This is a genomic window from Heyndrickxia sp. FSL W8-0423 (genome assembly GCF_038009395.1).
Taxonomy (GTDB): Bacteria; Bacillota; Bacilli; order Bacillales; family Bacillaceae_C; genus Heyndrickxia; species Heyndrickxia sporothermodurans.
Genome location: NZ_JBBPBE010000001.1, coordinates 3,554,746 through 3,581,729, shown reverse-complemented (window position 1 = coordinate 3,581,729; position 26,984 = coordinate 3,554,746). Strand labels below are relative to the sequence as shown.

General features: G+C 35.9%; 28 protein-coding genes and 2 other annotated features. Of the genes, 26 read left to right on the top strand and 2 right to left on the bottom strand.

The window, feature by feature from the left end:
* Window positions 1–24 precede the first annotated feature (24 nt).
* The gene (gene ysxE / locus MKY81_RS18375; RefSeq protein WP_108070374.1) at window positions 25–1,056 is read left to right on the top strand and encodes a spore coat protein YsxE; all 1,032 of its coding nucleotides are present in this window, start codon (window positions 25–27) and stop codon (window positions 1,054–1,056) included.
* Between the two features lie 28 nt (window positions 1,057–1,084).
* Here the strand turns inward: ysxE and MKY81_RS18370 are convergent, their stop codons facing one another.
* The gene (locus MKY81_RS18370; RefSeq protein ID WP_066227182.1) at window positions 1,085–1,276 is read right to left on the bottom strand and encodes a hypothetical protein; all 192 of its coding nucleotides are present in this window, start codon (window positions 1,274–1,276) and stop codon (window positions 1,085–1,087) included.
* Window positions 1,277–1,454: 178 nt separating this feature from the next.
* Window positions 1,455–1,728: a binding site (T-box leader), on the top strand.
* A 66-nt stretch (window positions 1,729–1,794) separates the two neighbouring features.
* Between MKY81_RS18370 and MKY81_RS18365 the strand changes: the two genes are divergently transcribed.
* The 23 genes from MKY81_RS18365 to pheA all read left to right on the top strand — a co-directional run bounded on the left by MKY81_RS18365 (window position 1,795) and on the right by pheA (window position 23,896).
* Entirely contained in the window at window positions 1,795–4,440 is a 2,646-nt protein-coding gene (locus MKY81_RS18365) for a valine--tRNA ligase (protein WP_341118811.1), read from the top strand.
* A gap of 64 nt (window positions 4,441–4,504) precedes the next feature.
* On the top strand, window positions 4,505–5,791 hold the full coding sequence (locus MKY81_RS18360) for a bifunctional folylpolyglutamate synthase/dihydrofolate synthase (RefSeq protein WP_107958570.1): 1,287 nt from the start codon (window positions 4,505–4,507) through the stop codon (window positions 5,789–5,791).
* A 114-nt stretch (window positions 5,792–5,905) separates the two neighbouring features.
* Window positions 5,906–7,609, top strand: coding sequence for a sensor domain-containing diguanylate cyclase (locus MKY81_RS18355; RefSeq protein WP_108070376.1), 1,704 nt, complete (start codon window positions 5,906–5,908; stop codon window positions 7,607–7,609).
* 474 nt (window positions 7,610–8,083) lie between these two features.
* A complete protein-coding gene (locus MKY81_RS18350) occupies window positions 8,084–8,836 on the top strand; it encodes a prepilin peptidase (protein ID WP_341118809.1) in 753 nt (250 codons plus the stop codon).
* A gap of 13 nt (window positions 8,837–8,849) precedes the next feature.
* A complete protein-coding gene (locus MKY81_RS18345) occupies window positions 8,850–8,996 on the top strand; it encodes a hypothetical protein (RefSeq protein WP_160331407.1) in 147 nt (48 codons plus the stop codon).
* Between the two features lie 346 nt (window positions 8,997–9,342).
* Window positions 9,343–10,332 (top strand): hypothetical protein, encoded by a 990-nt coding sequence (locus MKY81_RS18340; RefSeq protein ID WP_108070378.1) that lies wholly within the window; start codon window positions 9,343–9,345, stop codon window positions 10,330–10,332.
* A gap of 138 nt (window positions 10,333–10,470) precedes the next feature.
* Window positions 10,471–11,037 carry a Maf family protein gene (locus MKY81_RS18335; protein WP_341118497.1) on the top strand — a complete coding sequence of 189 codons (567 nt, stop codon included), beginning with the start codon at window positions 10,471–10,473 and terminating at the stop codon, window positions 11,035–11,037.
* A gap of 52 nt (window positions 11,038–11,089) precedes the next feature.
* The gene (radC, locus tag MKY81_RS18330; protein WP_066227194.1) at window positions 11,090–11,773 is read left to right on the top strand and encodes a RadC family protein; all 684 of its coding nucleotides are present in this window, start codon (window positions 11,090–11,092) and stop codon (window positions 11,771–11,773) included.
* A gap of 187 nt (window positions 11,774–11,960) precedes the next feature.
* A complete protein-coding gene (locus MKY81_RS18325; protein ID WP_341118494.1) occupies window positions 11,961–12,977 on the top strand; it encodes a rod shape-determining protein in 1,017 nt (338 codons plus the stop codon).
* A gap of 125 nt (window positions 12,978–13,102) precedes the next feature.
* The gene (gene mreC, locus MKY81_RS18320) at window positions 13,103–13,960 is read left to right on the top strand and encodes a rod shape-determining protein MreC (protein ID WP_066227200.1); all 858 of its coding nucleotides are present in this window, start codon (window positions 13,103–13,105) and stop codon (window positions 13,958–13,960) included.
* Window positions 13,960–14,478: a rod shape-determining protein MreD gene (mreD, locus tag MKY81_RS18315; RefSeq protein WP_341118492.1), complete on the top strand. Its 519-nt coding sequence runs from the start codon at window positions 13,960–13,962 to the stop codon at window positions 14,476–14,478. The genes mreC and mreD overlap by 1 nt, the downstream gene beginning before the upstream one ends.
* Before the next feature lie 83 nt (window positions 14,479–14,561).
* On the top strand, window positions 14,562–15,242 hold the full coding sequence (gene minC, locus MKY81_RS18310) for a septum site-determining protein MinC (protein WP_341118490.1): 681 nt from the start codon (window positions 14,562–14,564) through the stop codon (window positions 15,240–15,242).
* 2 nt (window positions 15,243–15,244) lie between these two features.
* The gene (gene minD / locus MKY81_RS18305) at window positions 15,245–16,051 is read left to right on the top strand and encodes a septum site-determining protein MinD (RefSeq protein WP_066227208.1); all 807 of its coding nucleotides are present in this window, start codon (window positions 15,245–15,247) and stop codon (window positions 16,049–16,051) included.
* A gap of 125 nt (window positions 16,052–16,176) precedes the next feature.
* Window positions 16,177–16,944 (top strand): M23 family metallopeptidase, encoded by a 768-nt coding sequence (locus tag MKY81_RS18300; RefSeq protein WP_341118487.1) that lies wholly within the window; start codon window positions 16,177–16,179, stop codon window positions 16,942–16,944.
* Complete coding sequence (locus tag MKY81_RS18295) at window positions 16,937–17,803, top strand: M50 family metallopeptidase (protein ID WP_341118485.1); 867 nt, start codon at window positions 16,937–16,939, stop codon at window positions 17,801–17,803. Before MKY81_RS18300 ends, MKY81_RS18295 begins: the two co-directional genes overlap by 8 nt.
* A 100-nt stretch (window positions 17,804–17,903) precedes the next feature.
* Window positions 17,904–19,379: a ribonuclease E/G gene (locus MKY81_RS18290; RefSeq protein WP_341118484.1), complete on the top strand. Its 1,476-nt coding sequence runs from the start codon at window positions 17,904–17,906 to the stop codon at window positions 19,377–19,379.
* Window positions 19,380–19,425: 46 nt separating this feature from the next.
* Window positions 19,426–19,507, top strand: a sequence feature (ribosomal protein L21 leader region).
* A gap of 13 nt (window positions 19,508–19,520) precedes the next feature.
* The gene (gene rplU, locus MKY81_RS18285; protein ID WP_066227221.1) at window positions 19,521–19,829 is read left to right on the top strand and encodes a 50S ribosomal protein L21; all 309 of its coding nucleotides are present in this window, start codon (window positions 19,521–19,523) and stop codon (window positions 19,827–19,829) included.
* 12 nt (window positions 19,830–19,841) lie between these two features.
* Window positions 19,842–20,171 (top strand): ribosomal-processing cysteine protease Prp, encoded by a 330-nt coding sequence (locus tag MKY81_RS18280; RefSeq protein WP_325946432.1) that lies wholly within the window; start codon window positions 19,842–19,844, stop codon window positions 20,169–20,171.
* A gap of 12 nt (window positions 20,172–20,183) precedes the next feature.
* Window positions 20,184–20,474, top strand: a complete 291-nt coding sequence (rpmA, locus tag MKY81_RS18275; RefSeq protein ID WP_058002044.1) for a 50S ribosomal protein L27 — start codon at window positions 20,184–20,186, stop codon at window positions 20,472–20,474.
* Window positions 20,475–20,605: 131 nt separating this feature from the next.
* The gene (locus MKY81_RS18270) at window positions 20,606–21,139 is read left to right on the top strand and encodes a Spo0B C-terminal domain-containing protein (RefSeq protein WP_066227226.1); all 534 of its coding nucleotides are present in this window, start codon (window positions 20,606–20,608) and stop codon (window positions 21,137–21,139) included.
* 45 nt (window positions 21,140–21,184) lie between these two features.
* On the top strand, window positions 21,185–22,477 hold the full coding sequence (gene obgE, locus MKY81_RS18265) for a GTPase ObgE (protein WP_066227229.1): 1,293 nt from the start codon (window positions 21,185–21,187) through the stop codon (window positions 22,475–22,477).
* An 83-nt stretch (window positions 22,478–22,560) separates the two neighbouring features.
* Window positions 22,561–23,016, top strand: a complete 456-nt coding sequence (locus MKY81_RS18260) for an ACT domain-containing protein (protein WP_341118479.1) — start codon at window positions 22,561–22,563, stop codon at window positions 23,014–23,016.
* Window positions 23,017–23,044: 28 nt separating this feature from the next.
* Window positions 23,045–23,896, top strand: a complete 852-nt coding sequence (gene pheA / locus MKY81_RS18255) for a prephenate dehydratase (RefSeq protein WP_066227234.1) — start codon at window positions 23,045–23,047, stop codon at window positions 23,894–23,896.
* 29 nt (window positions 23,897–23,925) lie between these two features.
* On the opposite strand, the gene MKY81_RS18250 is transcribed toward pheA, so the two are convergent.
* The gene (locus tag MKY81_RS18250; protein WP_066227237.1) at window positions 23,926–24,471 is read right to left on the bottom strand and encodes a transcription repressor NadR; all 546 of its coding nucleotides are present in this window, start codon (window positions 24,469–24,471) and stop codon (window positions 23,926–23,928) included.
* Window positions 24,472–24,730: 259 nt separating this feature from the next.
* Between MKY81_RS18250 and safA the strand changes: the two genes are divergently transcribed.
* Complete coding sequence (gene safA, locus MKY81_RS18245) at window positions 24,731–25,984, top strand: SafA/ExsA family spore coat assembly protein (RefSeq protein WP_341118477.1); 1,254 nt, start codon at window positions 24,731–24,733, stop codon at window positions 25,982–25,984.
* Window positions 25,944–26,948, top strand: a complete 1,005-nt coding sequence (locus MKY81_RS18240) for a phosphotransferase (RefSeq protein ID WP_341118474.1) — start codon at window positions 25,944–25,946, stop codon at window positions 26,946–26,948. Before safA ends, MKY81_RS18240 begins: the two co-directional genes overlap by 41 nt.
* Window positions 26,949–26,984: the final 36 nt, after the last annotated feature.

The window sequence follows — 26,984 nt, the reverse complement described above, 5'->3', positions numbered from 1 at the left end:
TAGGGCACCTAAGCAGGTGATAGGATGGATAAGAGTACACAATCCGAAATAAAAATGATTTTAAAACAATACGGTCTAAAAGTTAATTTTATCGAAAAGTACGGCAAGACCTATAAAATAGTTACGAGAGATGGAAACTTTGCCCTAAAACGAATTTCTCCTCAATTAGGAACAGATTTTGTTCGCAACGTACAAATGCTCTATCATCGAGGTTATAATCGGATTGTACCAATCTATCCGACGCTTGATGGAAGGTATGCCGTGCTTAATGAACACTATTTATATTATTTAATGCCATGGTTACCGAATGAAGAAAAAGAGGATCGCAATGAAAAGCATCAAAAGATGTTTAGGGAATTGGCTCGATTGCATACATTATCTGTTAAGGACATTCCGATAGCAAGTGAAGAAAGAAAGGAACACTTTGAGCTAACGAGTACACAGTTGGAAAGAGAATCCGAATTTTTCGAGGAATTCCTTGAACGTAGTGAAAAGAAAGTGTATATGTCCCCTTTTGAATTATTATATTGTACATTTTATCAAGACATCATCCAGGCGCTTGATTTTTCAAAGCAGGAGATAAAGCGATGGTATGACGTTTCTAAAGAACTTGAAAAAGGAAGAACTGTAGTTGTTCACGGCAAAATTTCTACAGAGCATTTTCTATATGATGAACGAGGATATGGGTATTTTACGAATTTTGAAGATTCTAAAGTCTCCTCCCCAATTCATGATTTGCTCCCTTTTTTGGCAAGAACATTAACTACCTATCCGAAGAGATGGGATGATTGTGTAGAATGGGTCTATACTTATCTATCACATTTTCCTTTTAGAGAAGATGAAAAGCATCTTTTTCTCAGTTATTTAGCACATCCCGGTCACATGCATCGAATTGTTAAAGAATATTTCTTAAAGAAAACGAAGAAACCGGAAATAAGATTTGTGAAGCAATTGCAAAAACAATATTGGCTATTAAAAAATACCGAATATGTTGTAATGCGGATACGTGAAATGGAAATTCAGTCTAAAGGAACAGAAAACAGTGGCCCTTCCTAAAAATTTATAAGGAAGGGCCTATTATTTTTCAAATCCACTCATTCTGGAATGCAAAAGCAATTAAAATAAAGATGGCTAGTAATAAAACGTCGAAGGCAGTAGGCAATAAAATCGTTCGAATCGCTTGAAAAATGGTAAATGGAATAATTAGCTGCTTTCCGACACCTTTGAATGTTTTAAACCAAGATTGTATCGTATATTGATTAAACTTTTTTTTCATTCCTTTCACCTACCTATTCTCGGGTTCCTTATATAATAATGTATGGGATATGGGTGAATAGGTGTCAATCCCGCAAAAGCCGAATATTTTTTTTAATAATCGGCAATAATGATTGACGAAATGCAGTTGATTTAGATACTATAATAAGTAAATTAAATTAAATTAAATTAAATGAAATTTAAATGCAGTGATTGGGAATAGTACAATGGGATACTGCTTAAATAAGCTTGATAGTTAAGCTTACATTCAGAGAGGGAAATCAATAGCTGAGAGATTTCCTAAGAGTGAACATTGGAAGGTCGCCCATGAGTAGCTTCTGTGAAACATAAATTGGAGTAATTGAAGCCGGTGAAAAGCCGTTATCATAGTTAAGTGCCAGGCTTTAGTGTATGTAATAGCTATTGTCTGTGAAAAAAGGTGGTACCGCGAAAATCGCTCCCTTCGTCCTTTTGACGAGGGGAGTTTTTTATTTGTATAGGTATCAAGAGTATCAGGATAACGAAAGCGAGGAAAATAGAATGGAAAATCAAGAAATTCAAATGTCTACTAAATATGATCCGAATACGATTGAAAAAGATCGCTATGATTGGTGGGTAAAAGGGAAATTTTTCGAAGCGAAAGATGATCCGAATAAAGAACCATATACAATCGTTATACCACCTCCAAATGTAACTGGAAAACTGCATTTAGGTCATGCTTGGGATACGACTTTACAAGATATTTTAACAAGAATGAAGCGTATGCAAGGCTATGATGTTTTATGGTTACCCGGAATGGACCATGCAGGAATTGCCACACAAGCAAAAGTAGAAGCAAAATTACGTGAAGAGGGCGTATCAAAATACGATTTAGGCAGGGATAAATTTGTCGAGGAAACATGGAAATGGAAAGAAGAATATGCTGCATTCATTCGTAAACAATGGTCGAAAATCGGCTTAGGATTAGATTATTCCCGTGAACGTTTTACCTTGGATGAAGGATTATCAGATGCAGTACGTAAAGTGTTTGTTACCCTCTATAAAAAAGGATTAATCTACCGCGGGGAATATATTATTAACTGGGACCCAGCTACAAAAACTGCTTTATCCGATATTGAAGTAATTTACAAGGATGTTCAAGGTGCATTCTATCATATGAAATATCCGTTAGCTGACGGAACAGGGTCAATTGAAATTGCAACCACTCGCCCTGAAACAATGCTTGGAGACACGGCTGTTGCTGTTCACCCCGAAGACGAAAGATATAAACATTTAATCGGAAAAACAGTGATTTTACCTATTACTGGTCGTGAAATTCCGATTGTCGGTGATGATTATGTCGATATGGAATTTGGATCTGGGGCGGTTAAAATTACGCCGGCACATGACCCTAATGATTTTGAAATTGGCAATCGTCATAATTTAGAACGAATATTAGTGATGAATGAAGACGGAACAATGAATGATAAGAGCGGCAAATATGAAGGCATGGATCGCTTCGAATGCCGTAAGCAAATTGTTAAGGATCTTCAAGAGCAAGGAGTTCTATTTAAAATAGAAGAACATATGCATTCGGTTGGTCACTCAGAAAGAAGTGGAGCGGTCGTTGAACCGTATTTATCTACTCAATGGTTTGTAAAAATGGCTCCATTAGCTGAAGCTGCCGTTTCTATGCAAGGTACAGATGCAGGTGTTCAATTTGTTCCTGAACGATTCGAGAAAACGTACTTACGCTGGATGGAAAATATTCGCGACTGGTGTATTTCCCGTCAGCTTTGGTGGGGACATCGTATTCCGGCATGGTATCATAAAGAAACAGGAGAGATTCATGTAGATATCGACCCGCCTAAAGATATTGAGAATTGGGAACAGGATAATGATGTATTAGATACTTGGTTCAGTTCTGCATTATGGCCATTTTCAACAATGGGCTGGCCCGATACGGACGCAGATGATTACAAACGTTATTATCCAACGAATGCATTAGTTACCGGATATGACATTATCTTCTTTTGGGTTGCACGGATGATTTTCCAAGCGAAAGAATTTACGGGGCAAATTCCTTTTAAAGATGTGTTAATTCACGGTCTTGTACGTGATGAACAAGGAAGAAAGATGAGTAAGTCCCTTGGTAATGGTGTTGATCCAATGGATGTCATCGATAAATACGGTGCAGATTCTTTGCGCTATTTCTTATCTACTGGCAGCTCACCAGGGCAAGACTTACGATTCAGTATGGAAAAAGTAGAGTCCATTTGGAACTTTGCGAATAAAATTTGGAATGCTTCCCGATTTGCACTGATGAATATGAATGGCTTAACATACGAAGAAATCGATTTAAGCGGAGAAAAATCAGTCGCTGACAAGTGGATTTTAACCCGGTTAAATGAAACGATTGAAACAGTAACAAAGCTTGCCGACAAGTATGAGTTTGGTGAGGTTGGTAGAGTTCTCTATAACTTCATTTGGGATGATTTCTGTGATTGGTATATTGAAATGGCGAAGTTACCGCTATATGGTGAGGATGAAGCGGAAAAACTTACCACTCGTTCCATTTTAGCTTATGTTTTAGACAATACGATGCGATTATTACATCCATTTATGCCGTTTATAACCGAAGAAATTTGGCAAAACCTACCGCATAAAGGGGAATCTATTACTATAGCGTCTTGGCCTGTAGCAAATGATGAGTTGCATGATGAAGCAGCAGCAGGCGAAATGAAATTATTAGTCGAAATTATTCGTTCAGTACGAAATATACGTTCTGAGGTAAATACACCACTAAGCAAAAAAATTAAGCTTATGTTAAAAGCAAAAGATAACCAAGTGCTGGAATCACTTAAAAAGAATCAATCATATATTGAGCGTTTCTGTAATCCGGATGAACTTACCATTGCTACTGAATTAGCTGCACCAGACAAAGCCATGACGGCAGTCGTAACAGGTGTAGAGTTATTCCTTCCATTAGAAGGGTTAATTAATATTGATGAGGAAATAGTACGACTTGAGAAAGAACTAGAAAAATGGACAAAAGAAGTTGACCGTGTTCAGAAAAAATTAGGTAATGAGAAATTTATCAGCAAAGCTCCACAGGCTGTAGTCGATGAAGAACGGGCGAAGGAAAAAGATTATCTAGAAAAGCAAGCTACAGTTAAAGCAAGAATTGAAGAATTAAAACATCATTAATTAAAAACAACGGAAGGCGAATTCGAACAATGAATTCGTCTTCCTACATAAAGAGGTCATGAAAATGCAAACGTATGAAGAAGCAATCGATTGGATTAATTCCAGATTAAAGTTTGGAATCAAACCGGGATTGGAACGAATGGAATGGATGATGAAAAAATTAGGATCACCCGAAAAAAAGTTAAAAGTTATTCATATTGGAGGAACCAATGGAAAAGGTTCTACTGTTACTTATTTACGATCAATACTTAATGAAGCCGGTTATCGAGTCGGAACATTTACTTCACCATATATTGAGACATTTAATGAACGAATAAGTGTGAATGGTCAACCGATAACGGATGAAGAAATTATTCAATTAGTTAACAGCATTCAGCCCTTTGTTGAGGAAATAGAAACTACCAATTTAGGATCTTTGACTGAATTCGAAGTGATTACGGTTATGGCCATTTATTATTTTGCTTATATGAACCCGATGGACATGACGATATTTGAAGTTGGTTTAGGAGGAAGATTGGATTCGACAAATATTTTACAGCCTATTTTAAGTATTATCACAAACATTGGAATGGATCATGTAAATATTCTAGGCCACACCGTTGCAGAAATAGCCTTTGAAAAGGCAGGAATTATTAAAAATGAAATTCCGGTTATTACTGGAGCAAAACAAAAAGAAGCATTAGAGGTAATTAAAAACAAATCAAAAGATATGAACGCGAAGCTTTTCATTAGTAAGGACGATTTCAAAGTTGAAAATATCCGAACACTTCATCGCGGAGAACAATTTACTTTTTCCTATTCAAATGGTCAATACCAAAATTTGGTGATAAATATGCTAGGGAAGCACCAAATTGAAAATGCTATATTAGCAATTGGGGCGGCAATCTTTTTACATATTGATGAACCGATGATACGGGAAGGGTTAAAAAAAGCGTTTTGGCCAGGAAGGATGGAAGTATTGAGCGAACATCCATTCGTTATTGTGGATGGGGCACATAATCCGGAAGGTATCAACTCTTTAATCAATACATTACAAGAACATTTTCCGTACAAAAAGAAGAAAATGATTTTTGCAGCCTTGAGTGATAAAGAATTAACGAATATGATCCAACCTCTTGCGAAATTAGATGCAGAAGTATATTTTACTGAATTTGATTTTCCGAGGGCAGCATCCGCGGAGCAACTATTTTCACTTCATTTACTTCCACAAGCGAAAGTGAATAAAAATTGGAAAAAGCTACTGGAAGAAATGTTTAATGCGTTAGAGGAAAATGAAATGCTCATTATTTCGGGTTCTTTATATTTTATTAGTAATGTAAAATTGTTTTTTAAGGAATTTACCCAAATCTAAAAAAAATAGTGATTTTGTAAATTAAATAGGAAAAAAGTAATGACAATAGTATTGCAATTTGATAAAATATTTTAGAAGATTATGACTTATTAACTATAAATCAGGGGGATTAAAATGGAACATCACGCTACTAAATTGAAGCTTCTTTTCATATGTTGGTTACTGCTTGTTCCGACAGGAATTATAGTAGCTTATCAGTTTTTCCCTTCTGAGCCAATGGAACTTTATTTAGTAGCAGCTTTTCTAGTTTTTGCGGGAATTGTCTCATATTTTCCGATTATTATTAATGAAACTCCTATTTTCCTGACTCAATGGATTACATTAGTTGCCTTTTTGTTACATGGATTATTTTATGAAATTCTTTTTTTACAATTTTCCATCATCATGTTAATGTTTTCGTTAAAAATAAAAAAAGATGAACTATATCGCTATTTTTTAAATTCAGTTATGTTTTTATTCGTCTCCTTAATAAGTGGGATTACTTTCTATGCAGTTGGAGGGGAGATTGGAAACCATACTTTTTCTGATTTGATTGGACCACTCATAATTTATCAACTCGTGAATTTTATCGCGAATCAAATACTATACCACTGGTCCGGGATATTTTTAGGCAAAAAAGAGCGCTTCTTTGCGAAAAATATGTTGTGGGATTTCTTTACATTAACAATGGTTTTCCCACTCGGAGTCGGTCTATATTTCTTATTTAACGATATTGGATATGTTGCCTTTTTAGTCATTGGTATTCCATTTATTAGTTTCGCCTATGTATTAAGAATGTACAATTCTTCAGAAAGAGTAAATGAATATTTACAAAGAGCTGCTGAAATAGGGCACCAATTAACGGAACGACTACAAGTAAATGAAGTACTTGATTTATTTATCAAGAAAATATCCCAAGTCCTCCCGGTTGATTACGGCTATATTCTCGATGTAATTGGTGATGAACTCGTTCTATTAAGAGGGGTTGAAAAAGGGGAGCAAAACATAGATATTATGCCGGCAATTAAGATAAATCAAGGAATAAGTGGTGTTGTCTGGGGGACGGGAAAAGCAGTGCTCTATAATGAAAAAGCTGAGTGGGAAAATAAATCCTATGGATACATGCCGGAAGGTGCCGAAAGTGTTTTGTGTATTCCTATTTTTAGACGGAAAAAAGTAGAAGGGGTTTTATTTTTAGTATCAACTAAAAAAAAGCAATATGAGAAATATCAGATTCCAATGATTGATATTTTATGTTCGTACTTCATTGTAGCTATTCAAAATGCAAAGCATTATGAAAAAACGAAAAGGATGAGCGAGCATTGTCAACTAACGAAATTATATAATTACCGCTATTTCGAGGAACTTCTTTCAAATGAATTTGAATTATTATCGAAAGGACAAAGAAATGAACTTTCTTTAATTATGCTTGATATCGATTATTTTAAAAGCGTAAATGATACATATGGACATCAAAGTGGGAATGAAATTCTCGTCCAAATGGCTAAAAGGATTAAAAGCTTAATAGGAAATCGGGGCACTGTTGCTCGCTACGGGGGAGAGGAATTCGTTATACTCCTACCGGATACAAACAAACAAGCAGCTCTCCGTTTAGCAGAAATCGTCCGTTTAACAATTGCCAATCGGCCATTTGCAACACAGAATTTTTTAGATATAGGTGTGAAAAATGAAAGTATATCTATTACCGTCAGTATAGGTGTCGCAACTGCACCACAAGATGCTGATGATTCACTTGCGCTAATCAGGCATGCAGATCGCGCACTATATATAGGAGCAAAACAAGCCGGGAAAAATAGAGTAGCAGAATATATGAAATAAGAAAAGCGCAAGCGCATTGGTCAGCCCCTACAAACAAATGTTCTTCGGCAAAAAAAGTCCGCAGTTTGACTATTATTGCCGAAGGTTATTTGACATCGAGGAGCTAGGTTATAGATATAGTATTAAAGAACTAGTAAATTACTATTCTGCTAATTAAAATAGTCAAAAGAAGAGCACATTATACAAAAAAATCAATTGCTATTTTTCTTAGTAGTTATTTCCTTCTGTGCCTCAAATATAGATCCTACATCAATGAATGCAGCAACAACAAGTCCTTCAGTAGATTTTTTTGTTCGTCCATCCGCTAATGAATACTATTGGTTAAAATCACCAAAAGCGGTTCTAAATATACTTATCATGGTACCTTGTTAAACGCAACTCGAAAAATAGATGCTAATGAAGATGATTTAAAACGCAGTTCCGTAGTTGATGTAAAAAAGTAAACTCAGTAAAAATAAGGAGATAGATTAATTGATAATAATCTTAATTTTCCTCTACGCCCTCCTCCTCGGCTCCTTCTTCAACGTCGTAGGACTGAGGGTACCGGTAAATCAATCAATCGTAAAACCTAGGTCAGCATGTTCACATTGTCATCGGACATTATCAGCAATGGAATTGATACCTGTTTTTTCATACTTAATCCAAGGGGGGAAATGTCGTCACTGTAAAGGGCGGCTTTCTCCGCTCTATCCATTAGGTGAGCTAATAACAGCCATACTTTTCGTATTTTCCTATGAACAGATTGGCTGGAATTTCGAAGTCATTATTGCTTGGACGTTGATATCATTAATTATTATTATTTTCATCTCAGATATAGCTTATATGATTATTCCTGACAAAATACTTTTAGTGTTTACAGGTATTTTTTTTATCGAAAGATTCCTTTCCCCGCTTGATCCATGGTGGGACTCACTGCTCGGTGGGGCAATTGGTTTTCTCCTACTTTTAGCGATCGCTTTTGTCAGCAAAGGCGGTATGGGTGGGGGAGATATAAAGCTATTTGGTGTCCTCGGTTTCGTGCTAGGGTTAAAATCTGTGCTTCTCTCATTTTTTCTTGCGACATTATTTGGTGCTGTAGTTGGGATAATTGGTATGAAGTTAGGAAGCTTTAAAAAAGGGAAACCAATCCCGTTCGGTCCGTTTATTGGTCTTGGGGCACTAGTTACTTATTTTTATGGCCAGATCATCATAGATTGGTATCTTTCACTATTAACTTTGTTATATTAAAGGAGTTTTTTCAATGGGGCTGCGTTTTTTCCAACGCGATCAAATACCATTGAATTTCAATTTTAACGATCGTGCAATCCGATATATAGAGCTGAAGCGGTGTTCACCACTTATTGTTCAACAATATGGGGAGCGTCTTCTTGATCGTGGGATTATTTAAGATGGCTGCATTATCGATAAACAGCATTTAACCCATATTTTACAAAATATCGTTGACGAATTAGGAGTGAAAAAACAAGTTTAAAGAGTACAACTGTAACTATCGCTGCCAAAATTAGAGGTGCCATCAGCAAGCGACAAACTCAATCCTTTTGTTCAATTCCCCGATATCCAGTGGAATAATGACGAAACTCCATAGCCTTTGGAAAGGCACGCATTTGCTATGTACAAAATAATAAGTAGAAATTTGACGAAATCCTTTACAGGCAAGACGACAAAAGTCTTGTTCTTTTTTTTTATCCTTATGTTAGCATATAACAAATATCGCGAACGGAAAGGGGACAAAAATGGACAAGCATCCGCAAAACCAGAAAATCAAGATCAAAATAAATGGAAAAGAACGTCCAGTCAATGAGGATATAGCTATTCATGATTGGAAGTCGGCAAAAGAAGAAACCGCTGTTGGAGCGGAGACAAAAGATGAACAATTCGAATGGATATTGCCCGACATTGAAGAAAATCAGGTTCAAGAATTTAAAAAAATCAATTATACGAAGAAAAGTACGGCATCTTATTCAAATAAACTAAAAAAAAATCAAAATAAACATGTAACAAAGTTATTTCTCTCAATCGTAACTGCGGTTACTATTGGGGTATTAATTGGTTTATTTATGTTAAAAGTTGTTATTTATCAAAGCAATTCTGCGCAAAAAACACATTCAGCCAACGTCCAAAATGAAAATTCCGCACAAAAAAATAGCCCGGGTAATTCAACTGCTATCCAGGTTCCAGCATTTACAACGGCACTTATACAAGGTGGGATTTACAAAAATCCCGAACCAATCGTGCAAGCAATTAAAGAAAAAGGATTGCCTGCGGTCGTTTTGCCGATGTCTAATCAGCAATATATTTATATCGGTGTGGCAGGAGATCTCCAAGCGGCCAAAAATTTAGCAAAACAGTATGAAAAAAAAGGGGTGGCTGTGTTTGCTAAGGAATTAACATTTGAGGGGAAAAGCATTCCTATTCAAACGAAAGATGAAGGAAAATTCATTTCTGCTTCGATACCGCTCTTTCAATCCCTTAGCAAAGAAATTGCTAATGCCTATCTTTCAGGGGATACAGACAAAGATGCGATTGCAGCACTGAAAACAAAACTAACCGATATTACAAATTTGAAGGATATAAAAAATAAACAGTTGGAAACAATGAAAATTAATCAAATGAAAAGCTTTCAAGCTTTAACTACTTATCAAAACAATCTAAATCAACAGGAATTAATAAAAGCACAAGATTCCTTACTTTCCTATCTTAAAGAAATTAACAAGCTAGAATAAAATTTTGGCTGATACGAACTCGTGTCAGCCAATTCGCAATTATTTCGCCAATTTTCGCATAATTTCGTTGTGTATGTACATTTTTTTTGCTACGATTAACATGTATCTCCTATTTATTCTGAAAGGTTAAGGTGGATTATGCCAGATTTAATTTTAGCTTCAGGTTCTCCTCGCAGAAAAGAACTTCTTGCCAAACTTCAAATCCCTTTTACTAGTGTAACAAGCAATGAAAACGAAGATTTCCAACATAATTTATTACCCCATGAAGTAGTTGTTGAATTAGCTTTAAGAAAAGCTAAATCAGTTTCAAAAGATTATCCGGAGGCAGTGATTATCGGTGCAGATACTATTGTCGTCCTTGAACAAGATGTACTTGGAAAACCAGTGACTCGGGAACACGCAAAACAAATGTTGGAACGATTATCTGGAAAAACACATTCCGTCTTCACAGGTGTAGCTATCGTTTTTAAGGAAAAAATTCATTGTTTTTATGAAAAAACCGATGTGACATTTTGGGAGCTTACACTTAAGGAAATTGAACATTATTTAAATAGCGGAGAATCGTTTGACAAAGCCGGGGGGTATGGCATTCAAGGGCTTGGTTCGCTATTCGTTCGATCTATTCAAGGTGACTACTTTTCAGTCGTTGGTCTTCCTATTTCTCGGCTTAACAGAGAACTGCATAAAATGATGCTATTTAAGTAATGATTCGCTACACACCTCCTAAATGCACATCTAATAGGAGGTATGTCCAGAAATGGAAAAGTTAATGATACGTGATTATCCAGCCGATGAACGCCCTCGCGAACGGCTTGTAAAAAATGGAGCAAAAAGTCTATCAAATCAAGAACTGCTCGCAATTTTACTTAGAACGGGTACGAGAGAAGAATCGGTTATTCAAATGGCCAACAAGCTTTTGAAAAACTTCGAAGGTTTACGGTTACTAAAAGATGCATCTTTAGAAGAAATAATGGCTGTTAAAGGAATCGGATATGCAAAAGCAGTCCAAATTCTTGCAGCAGTTGAAATAGGCCGGAGAATTGGCAATCTCACCTATCAAGATCGTTATGTCATCCGCAGTCCTGAAGATGGCGCAAATTATGTTATGAATGATATGCGCTTTTTATCACAGGAACATTTCGTATGTTTGTACCTTAACACGAAAAATCAAGTTCTCCACCAACAAACCATCTTTATCGGAAGCCTAAATGCCTCGATAGTACATCCACGCGAGGTGTTCAAAGAAGCTTTTCGACGTTCTGCTGCCTCCATCATTTGTCTTCATAACCATCCTTCCGGAGATCCCGCGCCATCGAGGGAAGATATAGAGGTAACAAAAAGGTTAGTTGAATGCGGAAAATTGATGGGAATTGATATTCTTGATCATATTATTATCGGTGATAAAAAATTTGTCAGTTTGAAGGAAAAAGGGTATTTATAACACTATGATTTTTGCTCATCTTACGATATAATAATGTTTATGATTTTTGCAGTGACTAGGGGTTTGTTAAATAAAAAAATATAATTTCACTTCAAAATACACATGCTAAAAAAATAAATGATGTTATTGAATGCTAGAAAAGGACATGTCTTCTGAAGCATTTCAGAGTAGAAAGGGAGATACATGAATGTTTGGTAGTAGAGATCTTGGGATCGATCTAGGTACAGCAAATACACTCGTTTTTATTAAAGGAAAAGGAATTGTTGTTCGTGAGCCTTCTGTTGTGGCAATACATACGGATACAAAGCAAATCGTTGCAGTGGGTAACGATGCGAAAAACATGATTGGTCGGACACCCGGAAATATTGTTGCCACAAGGCCAATGAAAGATGGCGTTATTGCCGATTATGAAACGACAGCAACAATGATGAAATACTATATTAAACAAGCAACAAAAAATAAAGGCGGAAGTTTTTCGCGAAAACCGTATGTGATGGTATGTGTGCCATCCGGTATTACTTCTGTTGAAGAAAGAGCAGTCATTGATGCGACTAGACAAGCGGGAGCACGTGATGCATTTCCTATCGAAGAACCATTTGCCGCTGCGATTGGTGCTAACCTTCCTGTATGGGAACCAACTGGGAGCATGGTTGTAGATATCGGTGGCGGTACGACAGAAGTTGCGATCATTTCTCTTGGGGGAATTGTTACAAGTCAGTCTATCCGGGTTGCCGGTGATGAGATTGATGATTCTATTATTAGTTATATACGTAAAACGTATAATTTATTGATAGGTGATCGAACAGCTGAAGCAATCAAAATGGAGATTGGATCTGCCGGAGAACCTGAAGGAATTGAACCGATGGAAATTCGTGGTCGAGACCTCTTAACTGGATTACCAAAAACAATTGAAATCACAGCAGAAGAAATTTCGATGGCACTTCATGACACAGTGCATGCCATTGTTGATGCGGTAAAAGGAACGTTAGAACAAACACCACCTGAACTTGCTGCAGACATTATGGACCGTGGGATTGTTTTAACAGGTGGGGGAGCATTGCTTAGAAATCTTGATAAGGTCATTAGCAAGGAAACGAATATGCCAGTTTTAATTGCTGAAAATCCACTCGATTGTGTAGCAATTGGTACAGGGAATGCGTTAGAGCATATCGACTTATTCAAAAATAAAGTAAAAGAAAAATAAGTGGGGCGGGGCAATTTGCCCCTATCCCTATTTTTTTGAAACTAAAGATGACCAAGTATCGTCATAATATAGTACGGAAAAATAATCAAAATACGTAATTGGATTTTGTTAATGGGGTGGACAACATGCCACAATTCTTTTTAAATAAACGGTTAATTATTTTGCTCATCAGTATCATCTTGCTCGTGGCATTGATTGGATATTCCTTACGTGATCGTGAAAATGTTTCAAAGCCAGAACAGTTTGTAAGAGATGTCGTCGGATTTGGTCAATCGATCGTCGCTATTCCGACTCATGGTATTTCAAATTTTATTGAGAGCGTCAAGGATATTCAGAATACATATACTGAAAACAAAAAATTAAAAGCGCGATTAGATGAGCTGCCAAAAATCACTGGTGAAATAGCTGATTTAAAAAGTGAAAACGAAGAATTGAAAAAAATATTAAAAAAACAAGATGATCTAAGAAATTTTTCATCCATTCAAGCGACAATTATTTCCCGAAATCCTGATCATTGGTATGAACAAATTTCGATTAATAAAGGTGGATCAAGCGGGGTTAAAAAGAACATGGCCATTATGACTTCAAAAGGTCTATTAGGAAAAGTAATCAACACATCTCCTTCTTTTTCTACCGTCGAATTGTTAAGCTCATCTAATCCGAAAAATCGAATTTCTGCTGAAGTTCTTAGTAAAAAGAGAGAATACGGTTTAATCCAAGGATACGATGAAGAACATAAGGTATTATTATTGAAAACGATTGACTACGATGTAAGTATTAAAAAAGGCGATATCGTAAATACCTCCGGATTAGGTGGGATATTTCCAAAAGGTTTGCCAATAGGAACCGTTGAAAAATTAGTGCCTGATGAAAATGGGCTAACACAAACAGCTTGGGTGAAGCCATATGCGGACTTCTATGATATCGAAAATGTGCAGATTATCGAACGTTCCACTGTAAAACCAGATGAGGAGGGAGAATAATGAAGCGCATTGTTCTTCCTCTTATTTTAAGTCTATGTTTTATATTCGAAAGTATCTTTGTTCAGTATTTTCCTCATAATGCGTTTGGAGGACGATATACAATCGTTCCTCATTTTCTTTTAGTTGTTTTGTTATTAATGGGTATCTATTATATTCGAAATCGAGCGATATTATATGCTTTTATATTCGGTTTATTATTTGATATAAATTATACAGGCATTTTAGGTGTCTATATGTTTTTATTTCCATTTACGATTTATTTAACTTCAAAAATGATGAAAATTCTTCAAGCGAATATTTTTGTTGCTGCCCTTATTGTATTAGTTAATATAATCATAGTTGAATTTCTTGTTTATGAGTTGAATATTTTAATTAATCATGTCACGATGTCTATGGTGGATTTTTTATACGTTAGACTGATCCCAACTTTAGTCGTAAATCTAATCTTTTTTATCATTTTTTCCTATCCAATGAAAAAATGGCTTGAGAAAAGGAAAAAAGAAGTGTTGGATGAATAAAAAATTTATCGTTTCTCACTTTGAAAAGAGGAAAATCGTTGACTATTGTCGAATATTATAGCCACTGAGGTGAGCAATTTGCGATGAAAAAAAGACAAAATGTCATGATAAAGGGTACAAAGGATGGGCTAGTTCTTAGCTTAAATGATCAGTGCTCTTATCCTGAGTTATTAGACGAACTAGAGGAAAAACTTTTAATTCATCATGTGGAAAGTGAGGATAGCCCGTTGATTTCAGTAAGAATTCAACTGGGAAATCGATATATATCACCAGAACAAGAAGAAGAATTAAAGGAATTAGTGAGAAATAAAAGAAATTTAGTCGTTGAAGAAGTCCAAAGTAACGTAATTACAAAAAAAAGAGCGAAACAAATTCAAGATGAAGAACAAATTTATTCGGTTGCTTCAATTATACGATCTGGACAAGTTCTTGAAGTTCCGGGTGATCTGTTATTAGTTGGTGATGTAAATCCCGGTGGTACCGTTATTGCAGGGGGAAATATTTATATCATGGGGGCATTAAAAGGAATTGCACATGCCGGTTACGGCGGCAAACAAAAATCTATCGTTGCTGCATCTTTAATGCTGCCGGCACAAATTAGAATTGCCGATTGTATTACTAGAGCTCCCGATCAGTATGGTAAACAAGAGCATCATGAAATGGAATGTGCTTACATAGATGATACCAATCAAATTGTTATTGATCGTATACAAGCATTAAAACATCTTAGACCAAATATTACTAGTTTTAAAGGGGGATACTAATCATGGGTGAGGCAATCGTTATAACTTCCGGTAAAGGTGGAGTCGGAAAAACGACCACATCTGCTAATTTAGGCACTGCACTTGCCCTCCAAGGAAAGAAGGTGTGTCTTGTTGACACAGATATCGGTCTTCGAAACTTGGATGTCGTGTTAGGCTTAGAAAATCGAATTATTTACGATTTAGTAGATGTTGTGAATGGCCGTTGTAAACCCCATCAAGCATTAGTAAAGGATAAAAGATTTGAAGATAAGTTATTTCTTCTCCCTGCCGCTCAAACAAGTGATAAATCAGCGGTAAATCCCGAGCAAATGAAAAAACTAATTGGTGAGTTAAAACAAGAATATGATTATATTATAATTGATTGCCCGGCCGGCATTGAACAAGGTTATAAAAATGCTGTTGCAGGAGCAGATCGAGCGATCGTAGTTACAACACCGGAAGTATCTGCCGTACGTGATGCCGATCGAATTATCGGTTTACTAGAAAAAGAGGAACAAATCGAACCACCCAAATTAGTCATTAATCGAATTCGAAACCATATGATGTCAAGTGGAGAAATGTTGGATATTGATGAAATTACTAGCCATCTTTCGATAGATTTAATTGGAATCGTTTTAGATGATGAGGAAGTAATTAAATGTTCAAATCAAGGCGAGCCAATTGCATTAAATCCTAATAGTAAAGCATCAATCGCTTATCGAAATATTGCTCGAAGAATTCTTGGTGAATCTATTCCATTGCAACAACTGGAAGAGAATAAACCGGGGGTATTTGCGAAAATTAAGAGGCTTTTCGGTGTAAAGGCATAAATTATTTAGACCTTCCAATAATGGAAGGTCTTTTTGCATATTAAAAGAAAAATAGATAGCTTGTCATATCGTGCAAAACGTCATCATAGAATAGTACAAACTGTTTAAGGGAGAATGGTGATCGGATGGGAAATCGTGCGGATGAAATACGGCGACAAATGGCTAAAAAAAGGAAAACAAAATCATATCCACGAAAAAAAGAGAGTCAGCAAATTTCTTCTCCTCCCTATAGGGAGGAGTTTGATGATTATCCAATTTTTGAGGCAGATCCACCTAGTAAAATACATCCTTTATGGAATAAAGAACTATTCCTATTTAAAATATTAGTTTCGGCAGTTTTAGTTCTCTTTGTAGCGATTGTATTTAAAAGTTCAACTCCGAAGCTTGATCAAGTAAAAAGCTTTGTGAATAATACGATGACCTCAGAGTTTCAATTTGCAGCAGTTTCAAACTGGTATGAAAAACAATTTGGAAAACCTTTAGCCTTATTTCCGATTAAAAACGATGGGAAAGACAATAACTCAATCGCTAAGGAGGATTATGTGATGCCTGCATCTGGAAAGGTTCTTACGAATTTTTCCGCTGACGGACGCGGTGTAATGATTGAAACAAAATCTGATGAATCAGTTGATGCAATGGATGGAGGGAAAGTAATTTTTGCCGGTAAAAAAGAAGACCTTGGTAAGACTGTCATCATACAGCATCCGGATATGACTGAATCATGGTATGGAAATTTAGAAACAATTCAAGTGAGAGAATATGAAGAAGTGCATACGGGCAAAAAAGTCGGGACTGTTTCAAATGCAGAAGATGGTCTAACAGGAGAATTCTATTTTGCAATCAAGCAAGGAAAGAAATTTATCGATCCGATACAGGTGATAAAATTTGAATAATTTCATAGGGCTGTTACGAAAAATTCATATTCATCCATTATTTTGGATTATCGTAGGGATTGCTGTCATAACTGCCCGGTTTCATGAATTATTAATATTATTTAGTATTCTTTTTATCCATGAAATGGGACATAGTATCATGGCCCATTTTTTTTCTTGGAGAATAAAAAAAATCTCTATACTGCCATTCGGCGGTGTAGCGGAAATGGATGAACACGGTAATAGACCGCTAAAAGAAGAACTGCTTGTCATCCTTGCGGGACCGATTCAACATGTGTGGCTTGCAATAGTAATGTTTGTTTTATTCAAAATGCATATTATTTCGATTAGTTTCTTTCAGACATTTATGGACTATAATTTAATGATATTACTATTCAATTTACTACCTATTTGGCCATTAGATGGAGGTAAACTTTTGCATCTTTTATTTTCGGTCAATAAGCCATTTTTGCAGGCAATACGGATAACTATATTTATTTCCTTGCTTTTTTTACTAATTTTCCATGTAATTAGTATAATTATTACTCCGTTTAATTTAAATATTTGGATTGTCGTCATTTATTTGTACATTTCCTTATGGGCTGAATGGAAACAAATGAATTTTGTTTTTATGCGCTTTTTATTGGAACGATACTATGGGAAGAAAATGGATTTTAAACGATTGCGCCCTCTTAATATAAATGGTGAAGAATTCCTCTATGAAGTATTGGAAAAATTTCAACGTGGAAAAAAGCATCCGCTTTTAATTATGAAGGATGGGAAAGAAATCGGTCATCTCGATGAGAATGAAGTATTGCATGCTTATTTTGCAGAAAAGCAAATAGACGCCAAAGTGAAAGACCTTATGTATAGCTATTAACGGGTGTTCCTTGACGAATCATTTAAACCTATTTAAAGTTATAACTAGCCTGCCTATATATGAGCGGGCTTTATTGCTTATTAAGGGTAGGTGCAAGATGATGAATGAAATAGTTATTAATTATAAAACATCAGAAAAAAGATTTGCGACGGTAGAAAACGATAAAGTTACCAAAATATTTATTGAACAGCCACAAGATGAGACAAAAGTTGGTAATATATATGTTGGAAAAGTTATCGATGTTAAAAACGGAATGAATGCCTGTTTTGTAGATATCGGGACGGATAAACATGGGTATGTTCATCGCGATCAGCTCCCATCATACATACAAAATGAAGATCCTAATAAACAATATCTTTCTATTTCGAAATTTGTTCAAAAAGGCGAAAAGCTTATTGTCCAAGTAAAAAAAGATGAAACAACGATAAAAGGGCCATTGTTAACAGCCGTTATTGAACTTTCAGGAAAGAGAATGGTATACATTCCTGAAGGAGGTTATATAGCGGTATCTAAAAAGGGTGATGAAGAGAGCCGAAGAAAATGGCGAACTTTAGTACAAAAACATCAACTGAAACATGAAGGCTTTATTATACGAACGAATGCATTCCATTCGAGTGAAGAAGAATGGCTTTCCGAATTAAACATGCTTCGACAAAAATATGAGTACATCATTAAAGAATCGCATAATCTAAAACCACCTGCACTACTAGAAAAATCTTCAATGTTTGAAAATGAACTAATGAATGAGCTAACCCACTTGACGAATGGGAAAGTCATTTCAGATGATCAACAATTATTGCAACGTTTAAAACAAAATCATCATTCATCTGAATGGGAATTCTCCTTTCATTATAGTGATGAAAACATCTTTGCGACATATAAAATTGAATCGGAAATTGAGAAATCATTAAGGCGGGTAATATGGCTTGAAAATGGTTCCTATCTAGTTATTGATGAAACAGAAGCGCTTGTTAGCATTGATGTGAATACGGGGAAATTTTCCGGTACAAAGGACTTTCAAGATACAGTTTTGCAGACGAATATTTTAGCTGCTAAGGAAATAGTCAGGCAATTAATAATTAGAGATTACGGCGGCATAATATTAGTTGATTTTATAGATATGAAAAATGAAAAACATCGCCAGCTCGTTCAAAAAACGATTCAAGAGGAAGTAAAGAAGGATTCTAAATATACAAGACTAGTTGGGTTTACAACACTAGGGATCTTCCAACTGACTCGCAAAAAAACAAAGAAATCACTAGCTGAAACCCTATTAACACAATGTCCGGTTTGTGCAGGAAGAGGCAAGGTGGAAAGTCCTGAAACAATGGCTTTTCGCTTAGAAAGAGAACTTTGGGAAAAGCCTTTTAAAGAACATGAAGCTGTTTTAATTGAATTGACGGATGAGGTAAAAACAATATTTTGCGGGGAAAATAATGTTCATTTAAAAAGAATTGAACAGTCATTACATGTACAGTTCTTCTTTTCAATTATACCATCCTGCCGCCCAATCTATTACATTCGTCATTTTGGATCGAGAAAAGAAATATCCGCAAAGATGAATAACGGATATTGACATAAGAGTCTCATTTTGATAAGCTTTTAATGTTATGTTTGTAGCACCCGTGCTACAACCGCACAATTCAGGTTTTAAGTGTTTGCTAATTGGCAAAGCGCCTGCTTTTGGCGAGTCTGAGTTTATTAAGGAGGTGCAAGTATGTACGCGATTATTGAAACTGGTGGAAAACAAATCAAAGTTGAAGAAGGCCAAGCTATCACAATCGAAAAATTGAATGTTGCTGAAGGTGAAACTGTTACTTTCGACAAAGTTCTTTTCGTAGGTGGCGACTCTGTAAAAGTTGGAAGTCCTCTTGTTGCTGGAGCAACTGTAACTGCGAAAGTTCAAAAACAAGGACGTTCTAAGAAATTGGTTGTTTTCAAATATAAGCCAAAGAAAAACTATCACAAAAAACAAGGTCACCGTCAACCATTTACACAAGTTGTAATTGAAAAAATCAATGCATAAGGGTGACTGTGCATGATACATGTTCAAATCCGGCAAACATCTGATCGGAAAATTTCATCCTTTACGATGAAAGGTCATGCAGATTTTGCTACGAAAGGCCAAGATATCGTTTGTGCAGGTGCTTCAGCCGTTTCATTCGGTGCGATTAATGCGATTATGGAATTGACTAAGATTGAACCTTTGATTAAACAATCAAATGGCGGATATCTTGAATGTACTATTCCTGAACAGTTACCTTCGGATGAGGAAGCGAAAGTACAATTACTGTTACAAGGTATGGTCGTTTCATTACAAACGATTGAACGCGATTATGGTAAATATATTAAAATAACCTTCAGGTAGGAGGTGGAACAAATGTTAAGATTAGATCTTCAATTTTTCGCATCTAAAAAGGGAGTAGGTTCTACTAAGAACGGTCGTGACTCTATCGCTAAGCGTTTAGGCGCTAAGCGTGCGGACGGTCAATTGGTAACTGGTGGATCCATCCTTTACCGTCAACGCGGAACTAAAATCTATCCAGGTGAAAACGTTGGCCGTGGCGGAGATGATACACTTTATGCAAAAGTTGATGGTATCGTACGTTTCGAACGTATGGGCCGCGACAAGAAAAAAGTGAGCGTATATCCTGTTGCACAAGAAGCTTAATATGACGATTAAAAAACTCTAATCGATCTTATCGGTTAGAGTTTTTTTTATACTAGAAATGCAATAAATATTTACTTTTGATATACTATCAAAAGAACGATAAGAATGTATGTATTAGGAGAGTCAATTAAATGGAAAAGTGGACGATTGTTGAAGTTCTTCGACATGCACGCCATGATTGGATGAATCAGCTTCAGCTTATTAAAGGAAATATTGCATTGAATAAACTAGACAATGTGAATCGAATAATGGACAAAATGATAGTAGAAGCACAACAAGAATCAAGACTATCGAATTTAAAACTCCCTCACTTTGCAGAAATCCTACTTACATTTAACTGGGAACCCCATCCATTTCAAATTGATTATGAAATATTAAGTGAAAATGGGGAGTTAACTGTTGATGACCAAATGTTATCAAATTGGATTCAATCATTTTTCCTCACTTTAGAAAAAGTCGTAGTTCCTTTACAAGAAAATAATTTATCCATTGCATTTGAACAATATCAGGGCCAAATACGTTTTGATTTCGAATTTAATGGAACAATAAAAGAAAATGGGCAGGAATTATTAAAAAAATGGTTAAATAATCAAGAAAAAATGATTAAGAGTGTAAACATAAATAAAATAAATTCAACCTATTTTTCTGTTGAAATAATCATGTAATTCACATTGATATAACAGTATTATAATTATAAGGGTGGTACTTCTATGTTTGTAGATCAGGTGAAAATATTTGTTAAGGGTGGCGATGGCGGAAACGGTATGGTCGCCTTCCGAAGGGAAAAATATGTTCCTAAAGGTGGTCCCGCTGGTGGTGATGGCGGAAGAGGTGCGGACGTAATATTCGTCGTTGAAGAAGGACTAAGAACATTAATGGATTTCCGTTATCAACGACATTTTAAAGCTGATCGCGGGGAACATGGCATGTCAAAAGGACAGCACGGCCGCGGTGCAGAAGATATGGTTGTGAAAGTTCCTCCAGGTACGGTAGTTATTGATGATGACACAAAAGAAATCATCGCTGATTTAACCAAACATGGAGAGCGTGCTGTTGTAGCAAAAGGTGGTCGTGGTGGCCGAGGAAATATTCGCTTTGCGACACCGGCGAACCCGGCACCGGAAATATCGGAAAATGGTGAACCGGGACAAGAACGATATATCGTTCTTGAATTAAAGGTGTTGGCAGATGTCGGCTTAGTAGGGTTCCCAAGTGTCGGTAAATCAACCCTATTATCAATCGTTTCGGCGGCGAAACCGAAAATAGCTGAATACCATTTTACGACAATTGTTCCTAATTTAGGCGTAGTCGAAACAGAAGATGGACGCAGCTTTGTGATGGCCGATTTACCGGGCTTAATTGAAGGTGCCCATGAAGGGGTTGGACTTGGTCATCAATTTCTTCGACATATTGAGAGAACGAGAGTAATCGTCCATGTTATAGATATGTCAGGACTTGAAGGAAGGGATCCATATCAAGATTATGTCACGATTAACCAAGAATTAAAAGAATACAACTTACGATTGATGGAAAGACCGCAAATAATCGTTGCAAATAAGATGGACATGCCAGATGCGGAAGAAAATCTCGCTAAATTTAAAGAGCAACTGAAGGAAGACTATCCAATCTATCCAATTTCTGCGATTACAAGACAAGGCTTACGAGATTTACTATTTGCAATTGCGGATTTACTTGAAACAACACCGGAATTTCCATTACATGAACTTGAAAAAGAAAAAGAGGAAGAACAGCGGGTTGTATATAAGTATGAAAAACAAGAACAAGAGTTTGATATTACGAGGGATCCTGATGGAAGCTTTGTTGTGACAGGAGATAAATTAGAAAAATTATTTAAAATGACTAATTTTTCACGAGATGAATCGGTTAGAAGATTTGCTCGACAATTACGTTCAATGGGCATCGATGATGCATTAAGACAACGTGGTGCGTCTAATGGAGATATTGTGAAGATTATGGATTATGAATTCGAATTTGTTGAATAATCTTTCAATAAAAAAGTAGTAATACGCCAAAAGTATTGCAATGGGATGTTTTGTATTTTGTATTTTGTATTGGGGGAGTGACATTGGGGAAAAAAGAGATAGACTATAAATTCATTCTCGTCCGTGAAGATGTGTTGCCTGAGGCAATGAAAAAAACGTTGGAAGTAAAAGAACTTATAGAACGCGGAAAAGCTGAGTCTGTAGCAGATGCAGCACAAAGCGTTGATTTAAGTCGCAGTGCCTTTTATAAATACCGGGACACAGTATTTCCTTTTCATTCGATCGTTAAAGAACGAATGATTACTTTGTTTTTCCACTTAGAAGATCGGTCAGGGACACTGTTTGAATTACTTGGCGTCATCGCTAATCATTCGTGTAATGTCCTAACTATCCATCAAACAATTCCGATACAGGGACGTGCGAATGTGACGATTACATTAGAAGTAACAGATATAACGATTGACCTTGATGAGTTATTATCGAAATTACGTCGTTTGGATTTTATTGATAAGGTGGAAATTTTAGGTTCCGGAGCATGATAGTGGGGGATGAGAGGGGGAATTTTAGATGAGAGCAGGATATTTAGGTCCAAAAGCCACTTTTACAGATATAGCAGTCCAAAATGCGTTTCCTGATGTTGAACGAATAGCTTATACAACGATTCCCGATTGCTTCAAGGCCGTTAAAAATAAAGAAGTCGATATGGCTATTGTCCCTTTTGAAAATGCATTAGAAGGGTCAGTACACTTAACGACAGATTATTTATTTCATGAAACAAACCCTCCGATTAGAGCAGAAATTATTGTTCCTATTCAACAACATTTAATGGTGCATCCGATGCAATACAATAAGTGGAATGAGGTTGAACGTATTTTATCCCATCCCCATGCACTTGCCCAATGTCATAAATTTTTACATCAACAATTTCGTGGGGTAACCTTGGAACAAATGACATCAACGGCAGCTGCCGCTAAATATGTAAGTGAACATCCGGAATCGAACATGGCCGCTATTGCAAATGAATTAGCGGCTGAAAAATATAACTTGCAAATCGTGAAAGAAAACATCCATGATTACGATTTTAATCATACTCGTTTTATCGTTTTAGCACATAATGATACAGAAATATTACCTTCGCTTACGTCTACATATGAAAAAACGACAATAATGGTTACTCTTCCTTCAGATCGGGCCGGCTCTTTACATCAAGTGCTTTCTGCTTTCGCCTGGAGAAAAATAAATTTAAGTAAAATTGAATCGCGGCCATTGAAAACGGGTTTAGGTCATTATTTCTTTATGATTGATATTAATCAAACATATGAAGATCAGTTAGTGAAAAATGCAATCGAGGAAATTGAATCACTCGGTTGTCAGGTGAAAATTTTAGGAAGTTATTTTTCCTATCATACACAAAAATAAATCCAACAGCTGTCTGTTGGATTTAATTTTTATTCATTAGTATTAATTAAAAACCCGGCATTATTTAATGCGTTTTCGACATCTATAAGTTGTTGCTCACTTTTTGCAACAATTGTATGGATATGAATACCATGGGTTAAATTTGATAAGTAGACAGCTTTCGTCGCTTTAACTTTTTCAATAAACTGTTTGACTTGTCTACGATTAGATACCATGATTGATGCTGTTAGGTCACCATATACAGGATGTTCAATTTTTACATCTTTTACTGTAACGCCATGATCAACAATGAGATTTAGCTCATTTTCAGCCTGTTCTGGTGTGTGATTACATGCAATCGTTTTTTCATATTGATCCGAAACCTTTTGTTGTCGGAGATATAAATAGCCTTGACTTGTCGCTATTATTGGTTCACTTTTAGCTTTTAATAAGGTTATATCATTAACAATTACTTGACGACTGACATTAGCTATTTTCGCTAATTCTCCCCCAATAATTGGTTCATTACTTTCTTTTAGCAACTGTAAAAGAAAATCGCGCCTATTTTCACCAAGTAATTTTTTCTCTTCTAACACTCAGATAGACTCCCTTCAGCTTTTTATTCCTATTTGGATTCTAACATAATGTTTTGTACAGAACCAACTAATTGATATATGCCAAATTTTCTTTTGTTTATTTCATCTATTAACTATATTTACAAATAACCTAGCCTTCTTCCGGTAGTGAGAAGGTATATTTTTATCGTAAGAAACATAAATTTTTTTAGAAGAACATTAGCATTTTGCCCATTTTGACATAGACTATATGGACTTATGCCTGAGGAGGGGAACTTTAGTGAAGATCCATATTGTTCAAAAAGGCGATACTCTTTGGAATATTGCTAAAAAATATGGCGTTGATTTTGAAGAACTAAAGAAAATGAATGCCCAATTATCTAATCCGGAAATGATTATGCCTGGTATGAAAATAAAAGTACCTACAACCGGAGGAACAATTAAGAAAGAAGTGGCAATTCCTAAGAAGGAAACGCCAAAGGCTGTACATCCATATAAAGAACAGCCAGTGCCAACATTGCCCGTGCAAAAAGAAATCATTAAGGAGGTTCCAAAAAAGGAAACGATCTATACTCCTATTATGCCGCAGCCTGTCATCCCGGAAATTGATATAAATAACTATTATTCGATGCACATGTCACAAATGCAAGCGCAAATGCAAGCGCCGCCTCCAGTGAAAGAAGAAAAAGTAGAAAGCATTGAATCACCAGTTGAAATGCCAATGATGCCAGTTCAAGAGGAGTGTTTTGAAGTGTATCCAACCGTACCTTGTATGCCAATAGCTGATTGTGGATGTGGACCTACTCCGTACCCATACGGGTATCAAGCACCGATGGGACATTACCCAATGCAACAAGGATTTCCAATGGGTTATAACACACCAGTTATGCCGGAAGTCCAAGGAGCTATGTCTTATGCACCTGAAAACTATTATTATGGCCAAGGAGCTTATCCAACACAGGTTCCTGAGCATGGAGGCTGGATGCATGAAGAAGAAGAATCATCATCTATGCCGATGATGGCAAGCCATTCAATGCCGCAACAAGGAGTATTTATTCAATCTCAAGACGCTCAGTTTCACGGTATGCATTCCATGCCAAATGTCCAACAAGGTGCGTACTTACCTGCCCCGGATGGCCAATACTCTGGGATGCCATATAACCAATATGGTCAATTTGGAAATATGCCGCAGCAAGGTGTTAACATGAATTTTCCAGAAAGACCTGATAATCCACACTATGGAAGTCATGAATATTATGGAAGCCAACATGACTACCATCATCATCCGGATTACCATCAAGGACAGGGATATGGTCAAGGACATGAATATGGGCATGCTCATCATCATCATCATGGACATCACCCATACGGACATTATGGATATCATCCGTATAGTCATTTTTATGGTGTTCAACAAGGTTGGCATCCAGGATACGGAAACCCTTATATGGGATATGGTCAAGGCTATCCGGGTTACCCGGGGGGGTATCCCGGTGGTTACCCAAGACAGGAAGAAGATTGTGATGACTGCTAATAGAAGAAGTGACGGAGACGAATTCGAATATCGTCTCCTTCTTTATTTAACCTCGTTAACCGGAGAAACGTTTTTATATGTAAAAAAAATTAAAAATGGTATTTGGATTTGTAAAACAGCTAAAAACACTTGGGTTTTAAAGGAATTTCCAACTAAAGAAAAAATCGAAAATCAAATATATTTAACAAAACTTTTATTTACAAATGGTTTCCATTGGACTTATCGATTTCACCCCATCCATGCGAAAAAAATTTGTTTTTTTGAGGATAGAATATTTGGATTAATTGAATTTATAAAAAAAGGATCTTCATTTTCATATCAAACAAAAAATAACCGGATTCAAGCAATAAAGTTATTATCGAAATTCCATGAAACAACCCAATTATTTGCTAATGAATTTTCGACTAGATTATCGTTTTTTAATCAGATTGAAAAATGGGAGACGAGATTAAAGGATTTTATTTCTAACATTCCACAGTTAAAAAAGTTTATTCCACAATATTATATGGAGGTCTATGTTGAATGGGCAAAATGGTCATTACATATGTTGAAACAAAATAAAAATTATTTTAAGCAACAAACAAGATGTGTTATTCATGGTGATGTTGCCCATCATAACTTTATATATAATTTTGATGAACAACTTTTTTTGATTGATTTTGATCTAATACATTTGGGAAGCCCTGTCATTGATTATTTACAATTCACCAATCGAATTTTGCCTTATATTGAATGGTCGAATCATGAATTGCAACAAATGGAAACAATTAAAGATTTATTAAATCATAAAGCTTTTGTCATTGCCCTTATCTATCCAACAGATGTTCTAAGGGAATGGAATCGATTTATCAGATCAAAAAACAAAAAGAATAAGGATCAATCGTTAGCTTACTTAAAGGAAATTACTTTTAATCAATATGTTCAAAGGAAAACCTTTGTAAATGAAATGATAAAAAGAATATAAGGGACTTTTAGGTGAAATAACCAGTAACAATCGGAA